Source organism: Pseudomonas fluorescens (assembly GCF_041354075.1).
GTDB classification, from domain to species: Bacteria; Pseudomonadota; Gammaproteobacteria; order Pseudomonadales; family Pseudomonadaceae; genus Aquipseudomonas; species Aquipseudomonas fluorescens_CE.
Genome location: NZ_JARZGC010000002.1, coordinates 310,353 through 328,253 on the forward strand (window position 1 = coordinate 310,353; position 17,901 = coordinate 328,253).

Genomic DNA, 17,901 nt, shown 5'->3' on the forward strand with positions numbered 1-17,901 from the left:
CCAGCTCCCACAGGGGTCATGGGTGTACACAAGATTTTCAAACACCCGCGATACCTGTAGGAGCTGGCTTGCCAGCGATGAGGCCCAAGCAGACACCGCATTTGCCAAGGCAATCCAAGGAGCCATATCCATGACCTTCTCCATCACCGCCCGCTGCCCCGACACCGGCCAGTTCGGCATCGCAATCAGTTCTTCCAGCATCGCCGTCGGTGCCCGCTGCCCGTGGCTGCTGCCGGGCGTCGGTGCCGTGTCCACGCAGAACATCACCCTGCCCTCGCTTGGCCCGGACGTCCTGGCCCTGATGGAGCAAGGCCTCACGCCCGCCGAGGCGCTGGACAAGGTGCTCACGCGCAATGGCTACAGCCAGTACCGGCAAATCACCGCCATCGACCACCACGGGCAAACTGCGCATTTCAGCGGCGCGCAAACCCTGGGCATGCACAACGCCGTGGCCGGAGAACAGTGTGTCGCCGCCGGCAACATGCTCGCCGACCCGTCGGTGATCAACGCCATGGTCCAAACCTTCGAACACGCCGAAGGCCAGCTCGCCGACCGCTTGCTCGCCGCCCTGCAAGCCGCCATCGACGCCGGGGGCGAAGCCGGGTCAGTGCACTCGGCGGCACTGGTGGTGGTCGGCGAACTGACCTGGCCCATCATCAACCTGCGTGTCGACTGGGCCGACGACAACCCCATCGGCGCGCTGGAAAAACTCTGGAACGCCTACCGCCCGCAAGTCCAGGATTACATCGACCGCGCCCTCGCTCCCGACCGTTCCCCCGGCTACGGCGTCGCCGGAGACGATCGATGAGCGCCAGCCGCGACCTGCTGCGAACCCTGGTGGGCTTCGACACCACCAGTCGCGAATCCAACCTGCAACTGATCGAATTCGTCCGCGACTACCTCGCCGGTTTCGACGTGCGCTCTGAACTGATCTACAACGAGACGCGCAGCAAGGCCAACCTGTTCGCCACCGTCGGCCCGGCCCAGGTGCCGGGCATCGTGCTGTCCGGGCACACCGACGTGGTGCCGGTGGACGGTCAGCCCTGGACGGTGTCGCCGTTCGAACTCAGCGAACGCGACGGCAAGCTCTACGGGCGTGGCACCGCCGACATGAAGGGCTACATCGCCTGCGTGCTCGCCCTGGTGCCGGCGCTGGTGAACGCCAACTTGCGCGTGCCGGTGCACATTGCCCTGTCCTACGACGAGGAAGTGGGTTGCCTGGGCGTGCGCTCGTTGCTCGCCGAACTGCAGCAGCGGCCGGTCAAGCCGATGCTGTGCATCATCGGCGAACCGACCGAACTGAAACCGGTGCTGGGGCACAAGGGCAAACTGGCCATGCGTTGCGATGTTCACGGGCAAGCCTGCCATTCGGCGTATGCGCCGCAGGGGGTCAACGCCATCGAGTACGCCGCCGAACTGATCGGCGAACTGGGCCGCATCGGCCAGCGCCTCAAAGCGCCGGCGCTGCATGACGACCGCTTCGACCCACCCTTTTCCACGGTGCAGACCGGCGTGATCTCAGGGGGCAATGCCCTGAACATCGTCCCCGCCGACTGCCGCTTCGACTTCGAAATCCGCGCCCTGCCGGCGCAGGACCCCAGCGAAGTCGCGCAGCAGTTGCAGGCCTACGCCGAGCAGCAGGTGCTGCCGCGCATGCGGGCCGTGAGTGAGCACAGCGACATTCGCTTCAGCGAGTTGTCGGCGTACCCCGGCCTGGCCACCGATGCACAGAGCGAAGCCGCCGAGTTGATCGCCGCGTTCTGCGGCTCCCGCGCCTTCACCACCGTGGCCTTCGGGACCGAAGGCGGGCTGTTCGATGCGGCCGGCATCCCCACCGTCGTCTGCGGCCCCGGCAGCATGGACCAGGGGCACAAGCCGGATGAATTTGTCAGCGTCGAGCAGCTGACGCGGTGTGATGAAATGCTGCAAAGGATGCTGGAGTCGATTACTGCCCCATAAACACCAAAAATCCCCATGCCCCAAAATTTAATGAACCCTACCCACCCCTGCCCGCCTAACGCTAAGACCATCAGGAGGGCACACCATGCACATCGAAACCATCTGGATCCTACTCGCCGCCATTTTGGTGATCATTGAAATCTGGGCCATCAACCGGGTCCGCAAAGCCGAAGGCAAATCCAGCAACAAACTGTTATGGATCGTGTTCATTGTCTTCGTGCCATTGTTTGGCCTGATCGCATGGCTCGTGGCTGGTCCGAAACACACCCAGCACAACCCGCATTCACCGCAAACACGACAGTGAGATGGGAGGCGCTCGGACGACCATTTGGGCTTCCGAAAAACGTGTAGGAATTTACCCTTTGTCACGGGGGTTATTACCCCCGCTTGACCGCGAACCCGCCCCGTTACCTGCCGCCCAATTCCCACCGTACGCCATAACCCCCGCCATAGCGTGAAAGCCGCTAAAACAGTGGCACACAGACTTGCTCCATGCCTTGCAAGCTGGTCCTACAGGTCGGTTGTGAGCGTCAAAAACGGTGCCTATATTCGGGTTGTCGCTGAGCATTGTCAGCGATTGGGTTTCGCAGCCCTTGATTGACTCCTAAATCTCATCAGGCATGATTCAGCCCGCTGCATGATCATGGCGGTTGTGCGTGGGAGACCCTCGGGTCTGCCGGAGTTTGGGGATGTCATCCGGTCTGCGAACTTACGCACAACTGCCACCCATTTGATTCGCAGCAAAGAGGTGGCGATCTGACTTGATTGCGAGGTTTACATGACAACCCAACATCCTCCGCACCGTTTTGTCCCCATGTCCCAATTCGCCACCGATTACCCCGTCCTGGTCATCGACAGCGACGCCCCGCTGCGCGAACTCCACAACTGCATCAGCGAACGCCTCCACGCCGTCCTCCCCTACCTGCAACTCATGGGCTGCACCCACCTCCCCGACTACGCCGAAAACGACATCAACACCGTCGCCAACATCGCCCGGATACTGCTCCAGGACGTGAGCGATGTGTTCAGGGTGGTTGAGCAGAGGGGGTTTGCCAGCACTAAAGGTGAGTGACCCGACTTCAAACGTGAAAAAACCCGCATGGATGCGGGTTTTTTACTGCAGAAAGCATGAAGTCTGGTGACACCGCGCTCATCCCGTCGCAAAGCTGTACCGCAGCGGACGAACGGTAGATTCCCTACTTCGCCCGTTGGCCATGCCACTAGGTCTTGCGAGTTGCAGCGACGCCCACGGGTGGCGGCTGCCAATCATCACCCGGCATGATTCGTTTCATGTACTGATCGAACATCGGCACGGTAAAGGCAGTGTCACCGTGGTTTGGGCTCCAGATCATGCCTTTGTTGATCAGGCTGCTGCGTATGGGCCCAAGCGATTGGCTGGTCCGGCCCAGGCGTGCGGCGATATCACCGGAACGATGCGGGCCCGCCCCCAGATCGGCCATCGCTCTCAGGAAGATCTTTTCAGCGACCGTCATCCGATCGAAGCGAACCCTAAAAAAGCTTTCGTCCAAGGCGGCGATCGCCAGCGGAGAAGCCTCCCGAACGTCTTCGACGGAAATGTGGTCATTACTGGCGACATCCCAGGCACTCTTGCCCCACTCCTGAATGAAGTACGGGTAGCCCTGCGTCATCGCAACCACGAGATCCGCCGCGCCTGGCTCGACAGTCACCCCCTCATCTTCGGAAGGTTTGACGAAAGCCACTCTGGCCTCGGGCGGTTCCAGCGGGCCAATCTCCGGATAGTCGAACAAGCGCTCCGCGTAAGACTTCGCATTTCCAGCGCGCCCCCGCAGTTGAGGTAAACCAGCTCCCACAATGGTGACGGGAAGGCTCAATTGCGAAACGCGATGGAGCGCGGTAATGAGCGCCGCGAACTCCTCCTCCACGACGTATTGAAGTTCGTCGATGAAGATGACCAGTGCTGTCTTGGCATCCCGAGCCGCTTCACCGACCTGGGTCAGCAAAGTGGTGAGATCACCCTCAAGATCCCCGTTATCCGCCAGCCCGGCTTCCGCCTCATAATCGATGCCGACCTCGATGTCCTGGTAGGTCACCTTCAGAGAACGGGCGAAACCTGTCAGTGCTCTCAGCGCTCGGACAGCCTTGTCTTTCGCGGCCTCGACCCTGCTGATGCGAAGCAACGCAGAACGCAACTGTGGAGCCAACAAGGAAGGCAGCGACCTACCCTCAGGTGCTTCCGCATAGACGGTATGGATGCCTGAAGCCTCGGCATCAATGAGCATTCGATTCAACAGAACCGTCTTACCGACACCTCGCAAGCCCACCATCACGATACTTTTGGATGGACGCCCAACCCTGAGGCGCTCGATGGAGACACGAAGTTTCTCGCGGATAGCATCACGCCCGGCTAGCTCGGGGGGACGAGTACCAGCACCGGGAGCGTAAGGGTTACGGATGGCATCCATCAGCTCTACTCAATTTAGGCAAGTTATCAAAAAAGGATAATATCTGTATATTTACCTAGACTCAACGCGTATCAGCTACCAAATCTGTCTGACGGAATGCAGGGCATCCGCATTCCGGGCGCGATTATTTCCGACAAGAAGGAGTGTTGCTCGACTTGACCGTGCTGTGGCACTTGCAGGAGACACTTGGCGCAGTGAACCCCACCGGTTAACGCCGGCGACCTGGTTGCCAGACAAAGTGGCTGAAAATGAATACCACTGTGGCGAAGAAAACGAACAACGCGCTCACGGCCACCCACCGGGGCATCGCATTCAGGAACCCGACATTGTCGATGGCCGGCACGCTTAACACTGTCCCGATCCAGGCACCGACGACGATGGCCACCCGGGCGCCCCAGACACTGGTGTATCGCTCGTTCGGGATTTCATCAAACTCATTGCGTTTCAATTTCGGTGCGAAGTAACACCCGCCCAGCACGCAGAAGACCACGAAAGCGCCAAGCCCTGCCGCCTTGAGGTACACCTCATCCACAGCGAAGATGAGCTTGAGGCCCGCCACCAGCATCACGCTGTAAAAAGCCGATGAGGCGAGGACCATCGGTACTGCCCAAAGACAATGGCGAAACGTTCGGGCATCCATACTCGCACGGTTCCTTAGCGCACGGCCGTCAGGTCAGAAATTCGCCGGGGTGTTGGCGCTGATGATTTCCGCTTCGTCCTGGCCGATGTTGCGAAACTTGTGCGGCAAGGTCGTGGGGAAGTAGTAGCCGTCACCGGCGTTCAACACGCTCACTTGCCCGTCGACGGTCAGTTCGACGGTGCCGCGTGTGACCAGGCCGCACTCCTCGCCTTCGGCGTGCACGATCGGCTCTTCGCCGGAACTGGCACCCGGCGCGTATTGCTCGCGCAGCAGGCGCATCTGGCGGCTGGGCACCGAGGCGCCGATCAGCAGCAGGCGCAGGCCGTGGCGGCCGAGGTCGGGCTGTTCGTTGGCGCGGAACACGTATTGGTGCTCGCGGGGCGGTTGGTCGAAGGTGAAGAAGTCGGCCAGGGACATCGGAATGCCTTCGAGCAGCTTTTTCAGGGAGCTGACCGAGGGGCTGACGCGATTCTGTTCGATCAGGGAGATGGTGGCATTGGTGACGCCACTGCGGCGGGCCAGCTCGCGCTGGGAGAGTTTGTAGCTTTCGCGTACCAGTTTGAGTCGTGAGCCCGTATCCATGACAGCCTTATGCAAAAAGAACTTAAGGGTTATGGGGGTGGATGGCGGGCGACGCTTGGTCGCGAAAGTACCGCTTTCCCTGTCCCGGAAATGTGAAAGGCGGGTATTAAATCACGTTTGGGGGTATTGGCCAGCAGGTTCGATGAGTGGAAGGCTTCAGTTATGAGTCTGAATTCTTTCATCCAATGGGAATCCCATGTGGGAGCGGGCTTGCTCGCGAAGGCGGTGCGTCAGATACATCAACGTTGTCTGACACGCCGCCTTCGCGAGCAAGCCCGCTCCCACACTTGATCTACGGTATCAGCATCAAATTCCAAACCGATCCCGCAGCGCGTAGTACGCCGCGCCCATGGCCGTGAGCGGCGCCTGGAACGTGCGGCCGCCGATCATGGGCATGTGCGGCAGCGAGGCGAAGGCGTTGAAGCGTTCGGCATCGCCACGGATCATTTCCGAAATCAGCTTGCCGGCCAGGTGCGAACAGGTGACGCCGTGGCCGCTGTAGCCCTGCATGTAGTAGGCGTTTTTCTCGATACGGCCGAATTGCGGCATGCGTGACATGGTCAGCAGGAAGTTGCCGGTCCAGCGGTAATCGATCTTCACGTCCTTGAGTTGCGGGAAGGTGTTGAGGATCTTCGGCTTGATCAGTTGCTCGATGTCGTCCGGTTCGCGGGCGCCGTAGACCACGCCACCGCCGTACAGCAAACGGTTGTCGGCCGTGAGGCGATAGTAGTCGAGCAGGTAGTTGCAGTCTTCGACGCAATAGTTGTTCTTGATCAGGCTGCGAGCCTGCTGCTCGGACAACGGTTCGGTGACGACGATCTGCGAACCGCACGGCATGCTCTTGGCCGTGACGCGATTGTCCAGGCCTTGCGGCAGGTAGGCGTTGCCGGCAATCAGCAGGTATTTGGCGCGCACCAGGCCTTTGGCGGTACGCACGGTGATCGGTTCGCCGTAGGTGATTTCCACGGCGGCCGACTGCTCGTAGATCCTGCCGCCCAGGCCGATGATCGCCGAGGCCTCGCCCAAGGCCAGGTTCAGCGGATGGATGTGGCCACCCTGCATGTCCAGCAGGCCGCCCACGTAGTTGTTGCAGCCCACTTCGCCCTTGATGTCCGATGCACTGAGCAACGTCAGGTTCTTGTTGCCGTAACGCTCCCAGCTGCTTTTCTGCTCGACCAGGCCCTTGAGCTGCTTTTTGTTCAGCGCGGCGAAGATCCCACCCGGACGGTAGTCGCACTGAATGTCGTAGTGCTGTATGCGTTGACGGATGATGTCGGCGCCTTCGAAGATCATGCTGCCAAGCACTTCGGCGGTCTTGTCGCCATAGCGCTCTTCGATGACATCGACGTCGCGGCTGTAGGAATTGACCAGTTGACCGCCATTGCGACCGCTGGCACCGAAGCCGACCTTGGCCGCTTCGAGCACGGTGACGCTGTAGCCGGCCTCGGCCAGGAACAGGGCCGAGGACAACCCGGTGTAGCCGGCGCCGATGATGCAGACGTCGCAGTCCACCGCTTGCTCGAGCACCGGAAAGTCTCCGGTAAAGTTACGGGTGGCGGCGTAGTAGCTGTTTACGTGGGCTTGATTCATGGTTTTCTCCGAGGGCCGCCGGAACGTGCCGGCGACCTCGCTTTTGTCATAGGGCTCAGAGCTTGATCCAGGTCGCCTTGAGCTCGGTGTACTTGTCGAATGCGTGCAGCGATTTGTCCCGACCGTTACCCGACTGTTTGTAACCGCCGAACGGCGCGGTCATGTCGCCGCCATCGTACTGGTTGACCCAGACGCTGCCGGCGCGCAGCCCACGGGCGAAGGTGTGGGCCTTGCTCAGGTTGCTGGTCCACACACCCGCGGCCAGGCCGAAGATGCTGTCGTTGGCGATGGCCAGCGCTTCTTCTGCGGTGTCGAAGGTGATCAGCGACAGCACCGGGCCGAAGATTTCCTCGCGGGCGATGGTCATGGCGTTGGTCACGCCGTCGAAGATCGCCGGTTCCACGTACAGGCCGCCGGTGTCTTGCAGGGTGCGCTGGCCGCCGGCGATCAGCTCGGCGCCCTGCTCCCGGCCGAGGTCGATGTAGCGCAGCACGTTGTCCAGTTGACGCTGATCGACCAGGGCTCCGACGGTGGTGGACGGGTCGAGGGCGTGCCCCGGTTTCCAGGCTTGCAAGGCTTCCACCAGCAGCGGGATGAACTGATCGCGAATCGAACGTTCCACCAGCAGGCGCGAGCCGGCGGTGCAGACTTCGCCCTGGTTGAAGGCGATGCCGCTGGCCGCCGCCTGTGCCGCCGCGCGCAAATCCGGCGCATCGGCGAACACCACGTTCGGGCTCTTGCCGCCGGCTTCGAGCCAGACGCGCTTCATGTTGCTTTCGCCGGCGTAGATCAGCAGCTGCTTGGCAATCGCCGTCGAACCGGTGAAGGCCAGCACGTCGACGTCCATGTGCAACGCCAGGGCCTTGCCGACGGTGTGGCCGTAGCCCGGCAGGACGTTGAACACGCCTTTGGGGATACCGGCTTCCAGGGCCAGCTGGGCGATGCGGATCGCGGTCAGCGGCGATTTTTCCGACGGCTTGAGGATGAACGAGTTACCCGCCGCCAACGCCGGGGCGAACTTCCAGCTGGCCATGATCAACGGGAAATTCCACGGCACGATGGCCGCGACCACCCCGGCGGGCTCGCGGGTGATCAGGCCGAGCTGGTCATGGGGCGTGGCGGCGACTTCGTCGTAAAGCTTGTCGATGGCTTCGGCGCTCCAGCGGATCGCGTTGGCGGTCGCCGGGATGTCGATGTTCATCGAGTCGTTGATCGGTTTGCCCATGTCGAGGGTTTCGAGCAGGGCCAATTCTTCACGGTTGGCCAGGATCAGGTCGGCGAAACGGATCAGCGTACGCTTGCGCTCCGCCGGTGCCTGGCTGGCCCAGACGCCGGACTCGAAGGTGCGCCGGGCGACGGCCACCGCTTCGCTGGCATCAGCTTCGTCCGTGCTGGCGACGTTGGCCAGGAAGCGGCCATCGACCGGGCTCAGGCATTCGAAGGTCGCACCGCTGAGGGCCGGACGGTACTCACCGTCGATGAAGGCACGGCTTTCGAGGGTCAAGGACTGGAAGCGTTGCTCCCAGTCGCTGCGGGTCATGGTCATGGGGGTGACTCACAAGGAATTGGTTGGATGCGCCCCCTGTAGGAGCGAGCATGCTCGCGATGGTGGTTCAGGCACCGCAGGCATCCTGACAACCCGCGTCATCGTTGACGACCATCGCGAGCATGCTCGCTCCTAGAGGGGGGCCATGTGTCAGACGGTATGCAAATACCAGTTGTACTCAAGGTCGGAGATCGAGTTCTCGAACTCGGCCAGCTCGCTTTCCTTGCACGCCACAAACACGTCGATGTACAGCGGGTCGATGTACTTGGCCATGACTTCGCTGTCGTCCAGCACGCGCAGGGCGTCGCGCAGGTTGTTCGGCAGGCTTTGCTCGTTCTGCTCGTAGCTGTTGCCTTCCACCGGGGCGCCCGGCTCGATCTGATTGGTCAGGCCGTGGTGAATACCGGCCAGGACCGAAGCCATGAGCAGGTACGGGTTGGCATCGGCGCCGGCAACACGGTGCTCGATGCGCACGGCGTCCGGGGAACCGGTGGGCACGCGCACCGCAACGGTGCGGTTGTCGATGCCCCAGCTCGGCGAGTTCGGCACATAGAACTGGGCGCCGAAACGGCGGTACGAGTTGACGTTCGGGCAGAGAAACGCCATCTGCGCCGGCAGGGTCTCGAGCACGCCGCCGATGGCGTGGCGCAGCGCGCTGTTCTGCTCGGGATCTTCACTGGCAAAGATGTTGTTGCCGGCCTTGTCGAGAATCGAAATGTGCACGTGCAAGCCGTTGCCCGCCTGGCCCGGATACGGCTTGGCCATGAAGGTGGTGTCCATCTCGTGGTCGTAGGCGATGTTCTTCACCAGACGCTTGAGCAACACCGCGTAGTCGCAGGCCTTGATCGGGTCATTGACGTGGTGCAGGTTGACTTCGAACTGCGCCGGAGCGCTTTCCTTGACGATGGCGTCGGCGGGGATGCCCTGCTCTTTCGCGCCTTCGAGGATGTCCTGCAGGCAGTCGACGTATTCGTCGAGGTCGTCGATCAGGTACACCTGGGTCGACATCGGGCGCTTGCCCGACACTGGCGAGCGTGGCGATTGCGGGCGACCGTTCACGTTGTCCTGGTCGATCAGGTAGAACTCCAACTCGAACGCCGCGCAAATGGTCAGGCCCAGGTCGTCGAACTTGCTCACGATCTGGCGCAGCACTTCGCGCGGGTCGGCGAAGAACGGCTGGCCTTCGAGTTCGTGCATGGTCATCAGCAGTTGCGCGGTCGGGCGCTTCTGCCAGGGTTCGATGCTGAGGGTGCCGGGAATGGGGAAACAGATCCGGTCGGAGTCGCCGATGTCCAGCCCCAGGCCGGTGCTTTCCACCGTGGAACCGTTGATGTCCAGGGCAAACAGCGACGCCGGCAGGTTGATGCCTTTTTCGTACACCTTATGAAGACTGGTGCGCTCGATGCGCTTGCCGCGCACCACACCGTTCATATCCGCAATCAGAAGGTCGACGTACAAAACCTCAGGATATTTCTTAAGGAATGCGTTTGCTTCGTTGAGTTGAACGGTACGCAGAGGGACCGACATGATGCACCTATTAGCTGTTAATTATTATGTTCACTGCACTTTCGCCGAGCCAGTCAACCCGAACGGCAAAGTGAAGTCAATAGCGAACACCCGGCCTTTCATCCTTTATTTTCAAGGCTTTTTGGCGGACGAAAGTGCCGGATCAGTCAGACGAACCGCGTAAATCCTGAGGATCGGACGTACGGCGTTTAGAATTTTTTACATGACAGTTGTCAATTAAAATCAACAAGGCTAAGCTCCGGAAAAGCTCGTTCAAGTGTCAAACTTCGAGGTGATAAAAATGGCATTCAAGCCATTGATCGGCGTTACTGCGTGCGTCAAACAGATTGGCCTGCACCCCTACCACATCAGCGGCGACAAGTATCTGCGTGCTGTCAGCGTGGCTGCGCAAGGGCTGCCCGTGGTCATCCCTTCTCTGGGCGAACTGACTGAAATCCCTGAGCTGCTCGCCCACCTCGATGGCCTGTTGCTGACCGGCTCGCCCTCGAATGTGGAACCCTTCCACTATCAAGGCCCGGCCAGCGCGCCCGGCACGGATCACGATCCGGCGCGGGACGCCACCACCCTTCCTTTGTTGCGTGCCGCGATTGCTGCAGGCGTTCCGGTGCTCGGTATATGCCGGGGCTTCCAGGAAATGAACGTCGCGTTCGGCGGCAGCCTGCATCAGAAGGTGCACGAACTGCCCGGCATGCTCGATCACCGCGAAGCGGACAGCCCCGAGCTCGCCGTGCAATACGCCCCCGCGCATGCGGTGACGGTGCAACCGGGCGGCGTGTTCGAAGCGCTGCAATTGCCGGCCGAGTTCAGGGTCAATTCGATTCACAGCCAGGGGGTCGATCGCCTCGCGCCCGGCCTGCGCGTCGAAGCGATCGCGCCGGATGGTTTGATCGAGGCGATCTCGGTGGAGCACAGCCCGACCTTCGCCGTGGGCGTGCAATGGCACCCGGAATGGCAGGTGCTGTCGAACCCGCCTTACCTGAGTCTTTTCCAGGCGTTCGGCGATGCATGCCGGCGACGGGCCGCGCTGCGTAAAACCCGCTGATTTAAACAAAAAACAATGACTGCCCCCGCACCAGGCGGGCGTGCCCTTGCGCGTGCGCCAGTCGCGAAAACAACACGCTGCAATAACAACAAGTACGACCCAGGCAACCCGAACTGAAAGCGCAACCCCCTGTAGGAGCGAGCATGCTCGCGATGGATGCCCAGACACCGCGGGCATTCAGGCAGCCAGCGTTATCGTTGGCGACCATCGCGAGCATGCTCGCTCCTGCAGGGATGGCGTGGACTTCAGGTCCGGGCAATCCACTATTAAGTCAGGCCGCGTTGGCCCGACGACCTGTTGGGAGTTTCACATGGCAAACGCCTCCAGCACTTACAGGAAGGCTCTTGAAGGTCATCAATCACCGAAGAAGGTCTTGGTGAAAGTCGACCGAGTCACCAAGAAATTCGACGAAACCACCGCCGTGGACGATGTCTCGCTTGAGATCCATCAAGGGGAAATCTTCGCCCTGCTGGGCGGTTCCGGCTCCGGCAAGTCGACCCTGCTGCGCATGCTCGCCGGCTTCGAGCGCCCGACCGAAGGGCGGATCCTGCTCGACGGCGTGGACATCACTGACATGCCGCCCTACGAGCGGCCGATCAACATGATGTTCCAGTCCTACGCCCTGTTCCCGCACATGACCGTGGCGCAGAACATCGCCTTCGGCCTCAAGCAGGACCGTTTGCCCGCCAGTGAAATCGACGCCCGCGTACAAGAGATGCTGCGCCTGGTGCACATGACCCAGTACGCCAAGCGCAGGCCCCACCAGTTGTCCGGCGGCCAGCGTCAGCGTGTCGCCCTCGCCCGCTCCCTGGCCAAGCGGCCCAAGCTGTTGCTGCTCGACGAACCCATGGGCGCACTCGACAAGAAACTGCGCTCGCAGATGCAACTGGAACTGGTGGAGATCATCGAACGCGTCGGCGTGACCTGCGTGATGGTGACCCACGACCAGGAAGAAGCCATGACCATGGCCGAACGCATCGCCATCATGCACCTGGGCTGGATCGCCCAGATCGGCAGCCCGGTCGACATCTACGAAGCACCGGTCAGCCGAATGGTCTGTGAGTTCATCGGCAACGTGAACGCCTTCGACGGCACCGTGGTAGAAGACCTGGAAGGTCATGCGATCATCCACAGCCCGGACCTCGAACAGAAGATCTACGTCGGCCACGGCGTCAGCACCTCGGTGCAGGACAAGTCGATCACCTACGCGATCCGTCCGGAAAAACTGCTGGTCAGCACCACACAACCCGAGTTCAGCTACAACTGGTCCCGGGGCAAGGTGCATGACATCGCCTACCTGGGCGGGCACTCGGTGTTTTATGTCGAGCTGCCCGGGGGCAAGATCGTCCAGTCGTTCATGGCCAACGCCGAACGCCGTGGCGCGCGCCCGACCTGGGACGATCAGGTCTACGTCTGGTGGGAAGACGACAGCGGCGTGGTGCTGCGCTCATGAGCACACTCAATCAGCAGTTCATGCGCTTGATCCCCAGCGGCCGCAAGCTCGTCATCGGCATTCCGTTCCTGTGGCTGTGCCTGTTTTTCCTGTTGCCATTCTTCCTGGTGATGAAGATCAGTTTTTCCGAAGCGGCGCTGGCCATTCCGCCCTACTCGGAGATCTACACCTACGCCGAGCAGAAATTCCAGCTGCTCATGAACCTCGGCAACTACCTGTTGCTGACCGAAGACGAGCTGTACATCTCGGCGTACTTCGGTTCGTTGAAGGTGGCGTTTTTCAGCACGCTGATGTGCCTGCTGATCGGCTTTCCGATGGCCTATGCGATCACCAAGACCGGCAAGGAAACGCAAAACGTCCTGCTGTTGTTGATCATGATGCCGACCTGGACCGCGATCCTGATCCGCGTCTACGCCTGGATGGGCATCCTCAGCAACAACGGATTGCTCAACGCGTTCCTGATGTGGACCGGCCTGACCGATCACCCGATCGAGATCCTCAACACCAACACCGCCGTCTACATCGGGGTGGTCTACGCCTACCTGCCGTTCATGGTGCTGCCGCTGTACGCCAACCTGGTCAAGCACGACCAGAGCCTGCTGGAAGCCGCGTCCGACCTGGGTTCGAGCAACTTCAACAACTTCTGGAAGATCACCGTGCCGCTGGCCCGCAACGGCATCATCGCCGGCTGCATGCTGGTGTTCATTCCGGTGGTCGGTGAGTTCGTGATTCCGGAACTGCTGGGCGGCCCCGAAACCCTGATGATCGGCCGCGTGCTGTGGCAGGAATTCTTCAACAACCGCGACTGGCCGGTGGCGTCTGCCCTGGCGGTGGTGATGCTGTTGATCCTGATCGTGCCGATTCTGCTGTTCAACCGTAGCCAGGCCAAAGAGATGGAGGGTCGGGGATGAAACGCTTCGGATTTTCAACGTTCATGCTGGTGTTCGGCCTGTCATTCATCTACCTGCCGATGCTGATCCTGGTGATCTACTCGTTCAACGCCTCGAAACTGGTGACGGTATGGGGCGGCTGGTCGGTGAAGTGGTACGTCGGCCTGCTCGACAATACGCAACTGATGGGCTCGGTGGTGCGCTCGCTGGAGATCGCCTGCTACACGGCGATTGCCGCGGTCGCGCTGGGCACCCTGGCGGCATTCGTGCTGACTCGCGTCACGCGCTTCAAGGGCCGCACGCTGTTCGGTGGCCTGGTCACCGCGCCGCTGGTGATGCCTGAAGTGATCACCGGTCTGTCGCTGTTGCTGCTGTTCGTGGCCATGGCGCAGTTGATCGGCTGGCCGATGGAACGCGGCATCGTCACCATCTGGATCGCCCACACCACGTTCTGTGCGGCCTATGTGGCGGTGGTGGTGTCGGCACGCCTGCGCGAGCTGGACCTGTCCATCGAAGAGGCGGCCATGGACCTGGGGGCCAAGCCGTTCAAGGTGTTTTTCCTGATCACCATCCCGATGATCGCGCCGTCCCTGGCGGCCGGGGGCATGATGTCGTTTGCCCTGTCGCTGGACGATCTGGTGCTGGCCAGCTTCGTCTCCGGCCCGGGTTCGACGACCCTGCCGATGGAGGTGTTCTCGGCGGTGCGCCTGGGGGTGAAGCCTGAAATCAATGCCGTGGCCAGCCTGATTCTGCTCGCCGTTTCGCTGGTGACCTTCCTGGTCTGGTACTTCAGCCGCCGCGCCGAAGCCAGCCGCAAACGGGCGATCCAGGAAGCCATGGACCAGACCGCCAGCGAAGCCTGGCAACCGGCCCAGCCATCAAGAGTCGAAGCGACGGCTTAGGGCCGTCGCTGTTTTGCGTCAACGATAAGAAGAATGGAGTTGTACCGATGAAAATGTTTGGCAGGACTCTGCTGGCACTGTCCTTACTGGGCGCTTTGACCACGGTCGCCCAGGCCAATGACAAGGTGTTGCGGGTGTACAACTGGTCGGACTACATCGCCCCGGACACGGTGAAGAAGTTCGAAGACGAGACCGGTATCCGCGTCACCTACGATGTGTTCGACAGCAACGAAACCCTTGAGGCACGCCTGCTCGCGGGCAAATCCGGCTATGACATCGTCGTGCCGTCCAACAGTTTCCTGGCCAAGCAGATCAAGGCCGGCGTTTACCAGGAACTGGACAAGTCGAAGCTTTCGAACTGGAAAAACCTCAACCCGGTGTTGCTGAAAAACGCCTCGGCCAGCGACCCGGACAACGCGCACGCGTTCCCGTACATGTGGGGCTCGATCGGCATCGGCTTCAACCCCGCCAAGGTCAAGGAAGTGCTGGGGGCCAACGCGCCGACCGACTCCTGGGATTTGCTGTTCAAGCCCGAGAACGCCGAGAAACTCAAAGCCTGCGGCATCAGTTTCCTCGATTCGCCGACCGAGATGCTGCCCGCCGCCCTGCACTACCTGGGCTACCCGGTGAACTCCAGGGACAAGGCGCAAATTGCCGAGGCGCAAGACCTATTCATGAAAATCCGGCCGTCGGTGGCGTACTTCCATTCCTCGAAATACATCTCTGACCTGGCCAACGGCAACATCTGCGTGGCAGTGGGTTATTCCGGCGATGTGCTGCAAGCCAAGGCCCGTGCGCAGGAAGCGGGCAACAACGTGCAGATCGATTACAGCATTCCGCAGGAAGGCGCCGGCAGCTTCTACGACATGGTCGCGATCCCCCGGGATGCGGCGAACGTCGAGAATGCCTACCTGTTCATGAACTTCCTGATGCGCCCGGACATCATCGCCGAAATCACCAACAGCATTGGCTACAGCAATGCCAACGCAGCCGCCACGCCCCTGGTGGACGAGGCGATCCGCGACGATCCGGGCTCGTACCCACCGCAGGCGGTGCTGGCGACCTTGTATGCGATTCCGGACATGCCCATCGCCGTCCAGCGGGTGATGACCCGGGGGTGGACGCGGGTCAAGCTTGGGAAGTAATCGTCGATGCTGAAATCGCCATGGAAGCCCTGAAATCCACCATCAATCACCGTTTTCCGTTCACGCAGCGCCTTACCACCGCTGCATCTTCTTAAGCAGAACGGCCTCACCTGGCTTCCTCGGTCAGGGTGAGCTTGGGCGCCCTCCCCGGGCGCCTTTTTTTTCAGGCGGGGACCAGCGGCCATTCAGCGAGCGCCCGATAGCGGCCCTTGTGGGATTCGAACAGGGTAAATCGATCAGCCCGCAGCACCCACTCCGGTGGCGTCGCCGATTCGGGCACCGGTTCGCGAAAGTCGCGCATCAGGGTCAGGTGCGGCCGAAACTCCTTCGGCACCTCTTCCAGTCCGAACGGCAACATCGCCTGCTCCAGCGCATACACCAGCCGCAACAACGCCGGCGGCGGCTGTTCAGAGGCCAGCACCAGCGCCCCGGCACGACGCCAGACCTCCAGCCGATCCAGCGCCACGCTCAATGCCACGCCTGGCGTGCGAACCTGCGCCGCCGCGCGACAGATCTGGGCGATCTGCGCCACGTCCACCGCGCCCAGGAACAACAGGGTGAGGTGGAAGTTTTCCGCCGGCACCGGCCGCCCACTGCGCAACCGCAGCTCACCGCGCCAGCGGGCGATGGCCTTGCGTTGCTCGGGCGCACAGCCCAATGCGAAGAACAACCGTTTGACCGGCTCGCGGGTTTCGTCGCTCACGCCTGGCACCTCCTGACATGCACGTTATAGTTGAAAACACCGAATGAACGGGACAGGGCCATGCGAGAAATCATCAGCAAAGAGCCATGGTGGGCCAGGCCACCGCAGCCGGGTCAAAACGAGTCCGAGCTGGAATGGGGCTGGCTGGTTCACTATAGCGAAGGTGAACCGCGTTTCGAATTCGTCAGGGAACGCCCCACGGACAGCGAGATCCGTCATCGCAAGAGTTGCAGGATCACTCCGACGGCGGAGTAATCTGCGCGTGCTCAGGGTTGAGGCTCGAAGGACGATTCGGGCGGGCTCCAGTCCACGGTGGGGTTTCCCGAACTGACCGGCGGTACGTCTGCGCTCCCTGCCAGGTTGCCCTCGATCTGTCCTGCCAGGTACAGCGTCCCCGCCATCACTCCGGTGGTCGGGTTCTGCACCAGTTTTATCCAGGCCTTGTCGAAGGTATTGCCCAGACTGCTGCGGATCAGCGCTTCGCTGTCCGGGCGGTCGCTCGCCTGGATCAGCGCACGAATCCCGGCCACGCCCACGGTAATCAGGCCGCCGGCGAGTTTGCCGGCAGCGGCGGCCACCGCACTGGCGGCACCGCGCGGGGCCATTTCCGCTTCCATACGCTGGCTGGCGCGCTTGGCCACCGGCGCCATGGCGGTGTCGGTCGAATCGACACCTTTGTCGCCGCCAGCCTTGTGGATCTTGTCGATCAGCGCCGCGTAGGCCGGCAAGGTGTTCAGCGGCTGGGTGTGCACGACCTGGTACAGCGAAGCGTCGCGGGCCGCCGGTGGGCCCAGGGCGATGGCCGGGATTTTCTGCAGGCGACCGTTGAGCTGGGCCATGGGCACGCCGTAACGCTGCGAGATTTTCTGCAGTTCTTCCTGAAGGATGTCCACGTAAAACGCGGTGGCGAGGCCGAGGATCTGGTCGGGATCGATTTCCACCGCGACCGGGTTCAGCACACGTTCCTGATATTCCTCCAGCAGGTAGGCCGCCAGGCGCTTGGCCGAAGCATCCTGCTCGCCCTTGGCACTGATGGTGTACCAGCTGACTTTCATCGACAGCCATTCCTGGGTCCAGTAGCTGCTGAACCAGGGTATGAAGTTTTCCTCGGTGAGTTGATAGACCCGGGTCCGCCAATAGTCCATGGCGCCACGGGAATAGATTTTCGCTTGCTCGGTGGCGGACCGCGACGCTGCCACGATGTCACGGTCCACCTGCTGCCAGGTGCCCTGGGTGATGATCACCGGCGGCGCTGGCGGCGGCGCACGCGAAGTCGTGGCGCATCCCGCCAGAAGCATCAGCACGGCGACGACCAGCGAACGCAGGATCAAGGCTGCGGTGTCCTACAGGCTTCCCCCGAACGGAGCGTTCAGAAGCATTCCTGGGTTGAAGTATAGCCCCCGGGGTGCTGGGCGGGTCTGGCAAACCGCCATCGCGAGCATGCTCGCTCCTACAGGGGCTCGTCCCTTCCAACAATC

At 61.5% G+C, this 17,901-nt stretch carries 18 protein-coding genes; 10 read left to right on the top strand and 8 right to left on the bottom strand.

All coding sequences use genetic code 11. The annotated features are described in order from the left end of the window. Positions 1-130: 130 nt before the first annotated feature. The 4 genes from QIW53_RS03700 (at position 131) to QIW53_RS03715 (ending at position 3,031) form a co-directional block, all read left to right on the top strand. Positions 131-808, top strand: a complete 678-nt coding sequence (locus tag QIW53_RS03700; protein ID WP_371048334.1) for a DUF1028 domain-containing protein — start codon at positions 131-133, stop codon at positions 806-808. Continuing rightward, positions 805-1,959 carry an acetylornithine deacetylase gene (argE, locus tag QIW53_RS03705; protein WP_371048335.1) on the top strand — a complete coding sequence of 385 codons (1,155 nt, stop codon included), beginning with the start codon at positions 805-807 and terminating at the stop codon, positions 1,957-1,959. The genes QIW53_RS03700 and argE overlap by 4 nt, the downstream gene beginning before the upstream one ends. A gap of 85 nt (positions 1,960-2,044) precedes the next feature. Next, entirely contained in the window at positions 2,045-2,263 is a 219-nt protein-coding gene (locus QIW53_RS03710) for a PLD nuclease N-terminal domain-containing protein (RefSeq protein WP_371048336.1), read from the top strand. Positions 2,264-2,737: 474 nt separating this feature from the next. Further along, positions 2,738-3,031: a fructose-bisphosphate aldolase gene (locus QIW53_RS03715; protein ID WP_371048337.1), complete on the top strand. Its 294-nt coding sequence runs from the start codon at positions 2,738-2,740 to the stop codon at positions 3,029-3,031. A 148-nt stretch (positions 3,032-3,179) separates the two neighbouring features. On the opposite strand, the gene QIW53_RS03720 is transcribed toward QIW53_RS03715, so the two are convergent. The 6 genes from QIW53_RS03720 to QIW53_RS03745 all read right to left on the bottom strand — a co-directional run bounded on the left by QIW53_RS03720 (position 3,180) and on the right by QIW53_RS03745 (position 10,288). After that, positions 3,180-4,403 (bottom strand): ATP-binding protein, encoded by a 1,224-nt coding sequence (locus QIW53_RS03720; protein WP_371048338.1) that lies wholly within the window; start codon positions 4,401-4,403, stop codon positions 3,180-3,182. 208 nt (positions 4,404-4,611) lie between these two features. Continuing rightward, positions 4,612-5,043, bottom strand: a complete 432-nt coding sequence (locus QIW53_RS03725) for a hypothetical protein (RefSeq protein WP_371048339.1) — start codon at positions 5,041-5,043, stop codon at positions 4,612-4,614. Positions 5,044-5,076: 33 nt separating this feature from the next. Further along, positions 5,077-5,625 carry a cupin domain-containing protein gene (locus QIW53_RS03730; RefSeq protein WP_192303637.1) on the bottom strand — a complete coding sequence of 183 codons (549 nt, stop codon included), beginning with the start codon at positions 5,623-5,625 and terminating at the stop codon, positions 5,077-5,079. Between the two features lie 306 nt (positions 5,626-5,931). After that, on the bottom strand, positions 5,932-7,215 hold the full coding sequence (locus QIW53_RS03735) for an NAD(P)/FAD-dependent oxidoreductase (RefSeq protein ID WP_371048340.1): 1,284 nt from the start codon (positions 7,213-7,215) through the stop codon (positions 5,932-5,934). 55 nt (positions 7,216-7,270) lie between these two features. Further along, positions 7,271-8,761 (bottom strand): aldehyde dehydrogenase, encoded by a 1,491-nt coding sequence (locus QIW53_RS03740; protein ID WP_371048341.1) that lies wholly within the window; start codon positions 8,759-8,761, stop codon positions 7,271-7,273. A gap of 150 nt (positions 8,762-8,911) precedes the next feature. Further along, positions 8,912-10,288 (bottom strand): glutamine synthetase family protein, encoded by a 1,377-nt coding sequence (locus tag QIW53_RS03745; RefSeq protein ID WP_371048342.1) that lies wholly within the window; start codon positions 10,286-10,288, stop codon positions 8,912-8,914. Between the two features lie 280 nt (positions 10,289-10,568). Here QIW53_RS03745 and QIW53_RS03750 point away from each other — a divergent pair, with 280 nt between their 5' ends. From QIW53_RS03750 to QIW53_RS03770, 5 genes are all read left to right on the top strand, one after another. After that, complete coding sequence (locus tag QIW53_RS03750) at positions 10,569-11,330, top strand: gamma-glutamyl-gamma-aminobutyrate hydrolase family protein (RefSeq protein ID WP_371048343.1); 762 nt, start codon at positions 10,569-10,571, stop codon at positions 11,328-11,330. Between the two features lie 310 nt (positions 11,331-11,640). Then, positions 11,641-12,783 carry a polyamine ABC transporter ATP-binding protein gene (gene potA / locus QIW53_RS03755; protein ID WP_371048344.1) on the top strand — a complete coding sequence of 381 codons (1,143 nt, stop codon included), beginning with the start codon at positions 11,641-11,643 and terminating at the stop codon, positions 12,781-12,783. A gap of 29 nt (positions 12,784-12,812) precedes the next feature. Next, the gene (locus QIW53_RS03760) at positions 12,813-13,694 is read left to right on the top strand and encodes an ABC transporter permease subunit (protein WP_371048438.1); all 882 of its coding nucleotides are present in this window, start codon (positions 12,813-12,815) and stop codon (positions 13,692-13,694) included. Then, positions 13,691-14,575, top strand: a complete 885-nt coding sequence (locus QIW53_RS03765; protein ID WP_371048345.1) for an ABC transporter permease subunit — start codon at positions 13,691-13,693, stop codon at positions 14,573-14,575. Before QIW53_RS03760 ends, QIW53_RS03765 begins: the two co-directional genes overlap by 4 nt. 47 nt (positions 14,576-14,622) lie before the next feature. After that, complete coding sequence (locus tag QIW53_RS03770) at positions 14,623-15,720, top strand: polyamine ABC transporter substrate-binding protein (RefSeq protein ID WP_371048346.1); 1,098 nt, start codon at positions 14,623-14,625, stop codon at positions 15,718-15,720. Between the two features lie 163 nt (positions 15,721-15,883). Here the strand turns inward: QIW53_RS03770 and thpR are convergent, their stop codons facing one another. Then, entirely contained in the window at positions 15,884-16,423 is a 540-nt protein-coding gene (gene thpR, locus QIW53_RS03775; RefSeq protein WP_371048347.1) for an RNA 2',3'-cyclic phosphodiesterase, read from the bottom strand. A 60-nt stretch (positions 16,424-16,483) separates the two neighbouring features. On the opposite strand from thpR, the gene QIW53_RS03780 reads away from it, so the two are divergent. Beyond that, complete coding sequence (locus QIW53_RS03780) at positions 16,484-16,678, top strand: hypothetical protein (protein ID WP_192303655.1); 195 nt, start codon at positions 16,484-16,486, stop codon at positions 16,676-16,678. 11 nt (positions 16,679-16,689) lie between these two features. Here the strand turns inward: QIW53_RS03780 and QIW53_RS03785 are convergent, their stop codons facing one another. Beyond that, positions 16,690-17,754, bottom strand: coding sequence for a hypothetical protein (locus tag QIW53_RS03785; RefSeq protein ID WP_371048348.1), 1,065 nt, complete (start codon positions 17,752-17,754; stop codon positions 16,690-16,692). Positions 17,755-17,901: the final 147 nt, after the last annotated feature.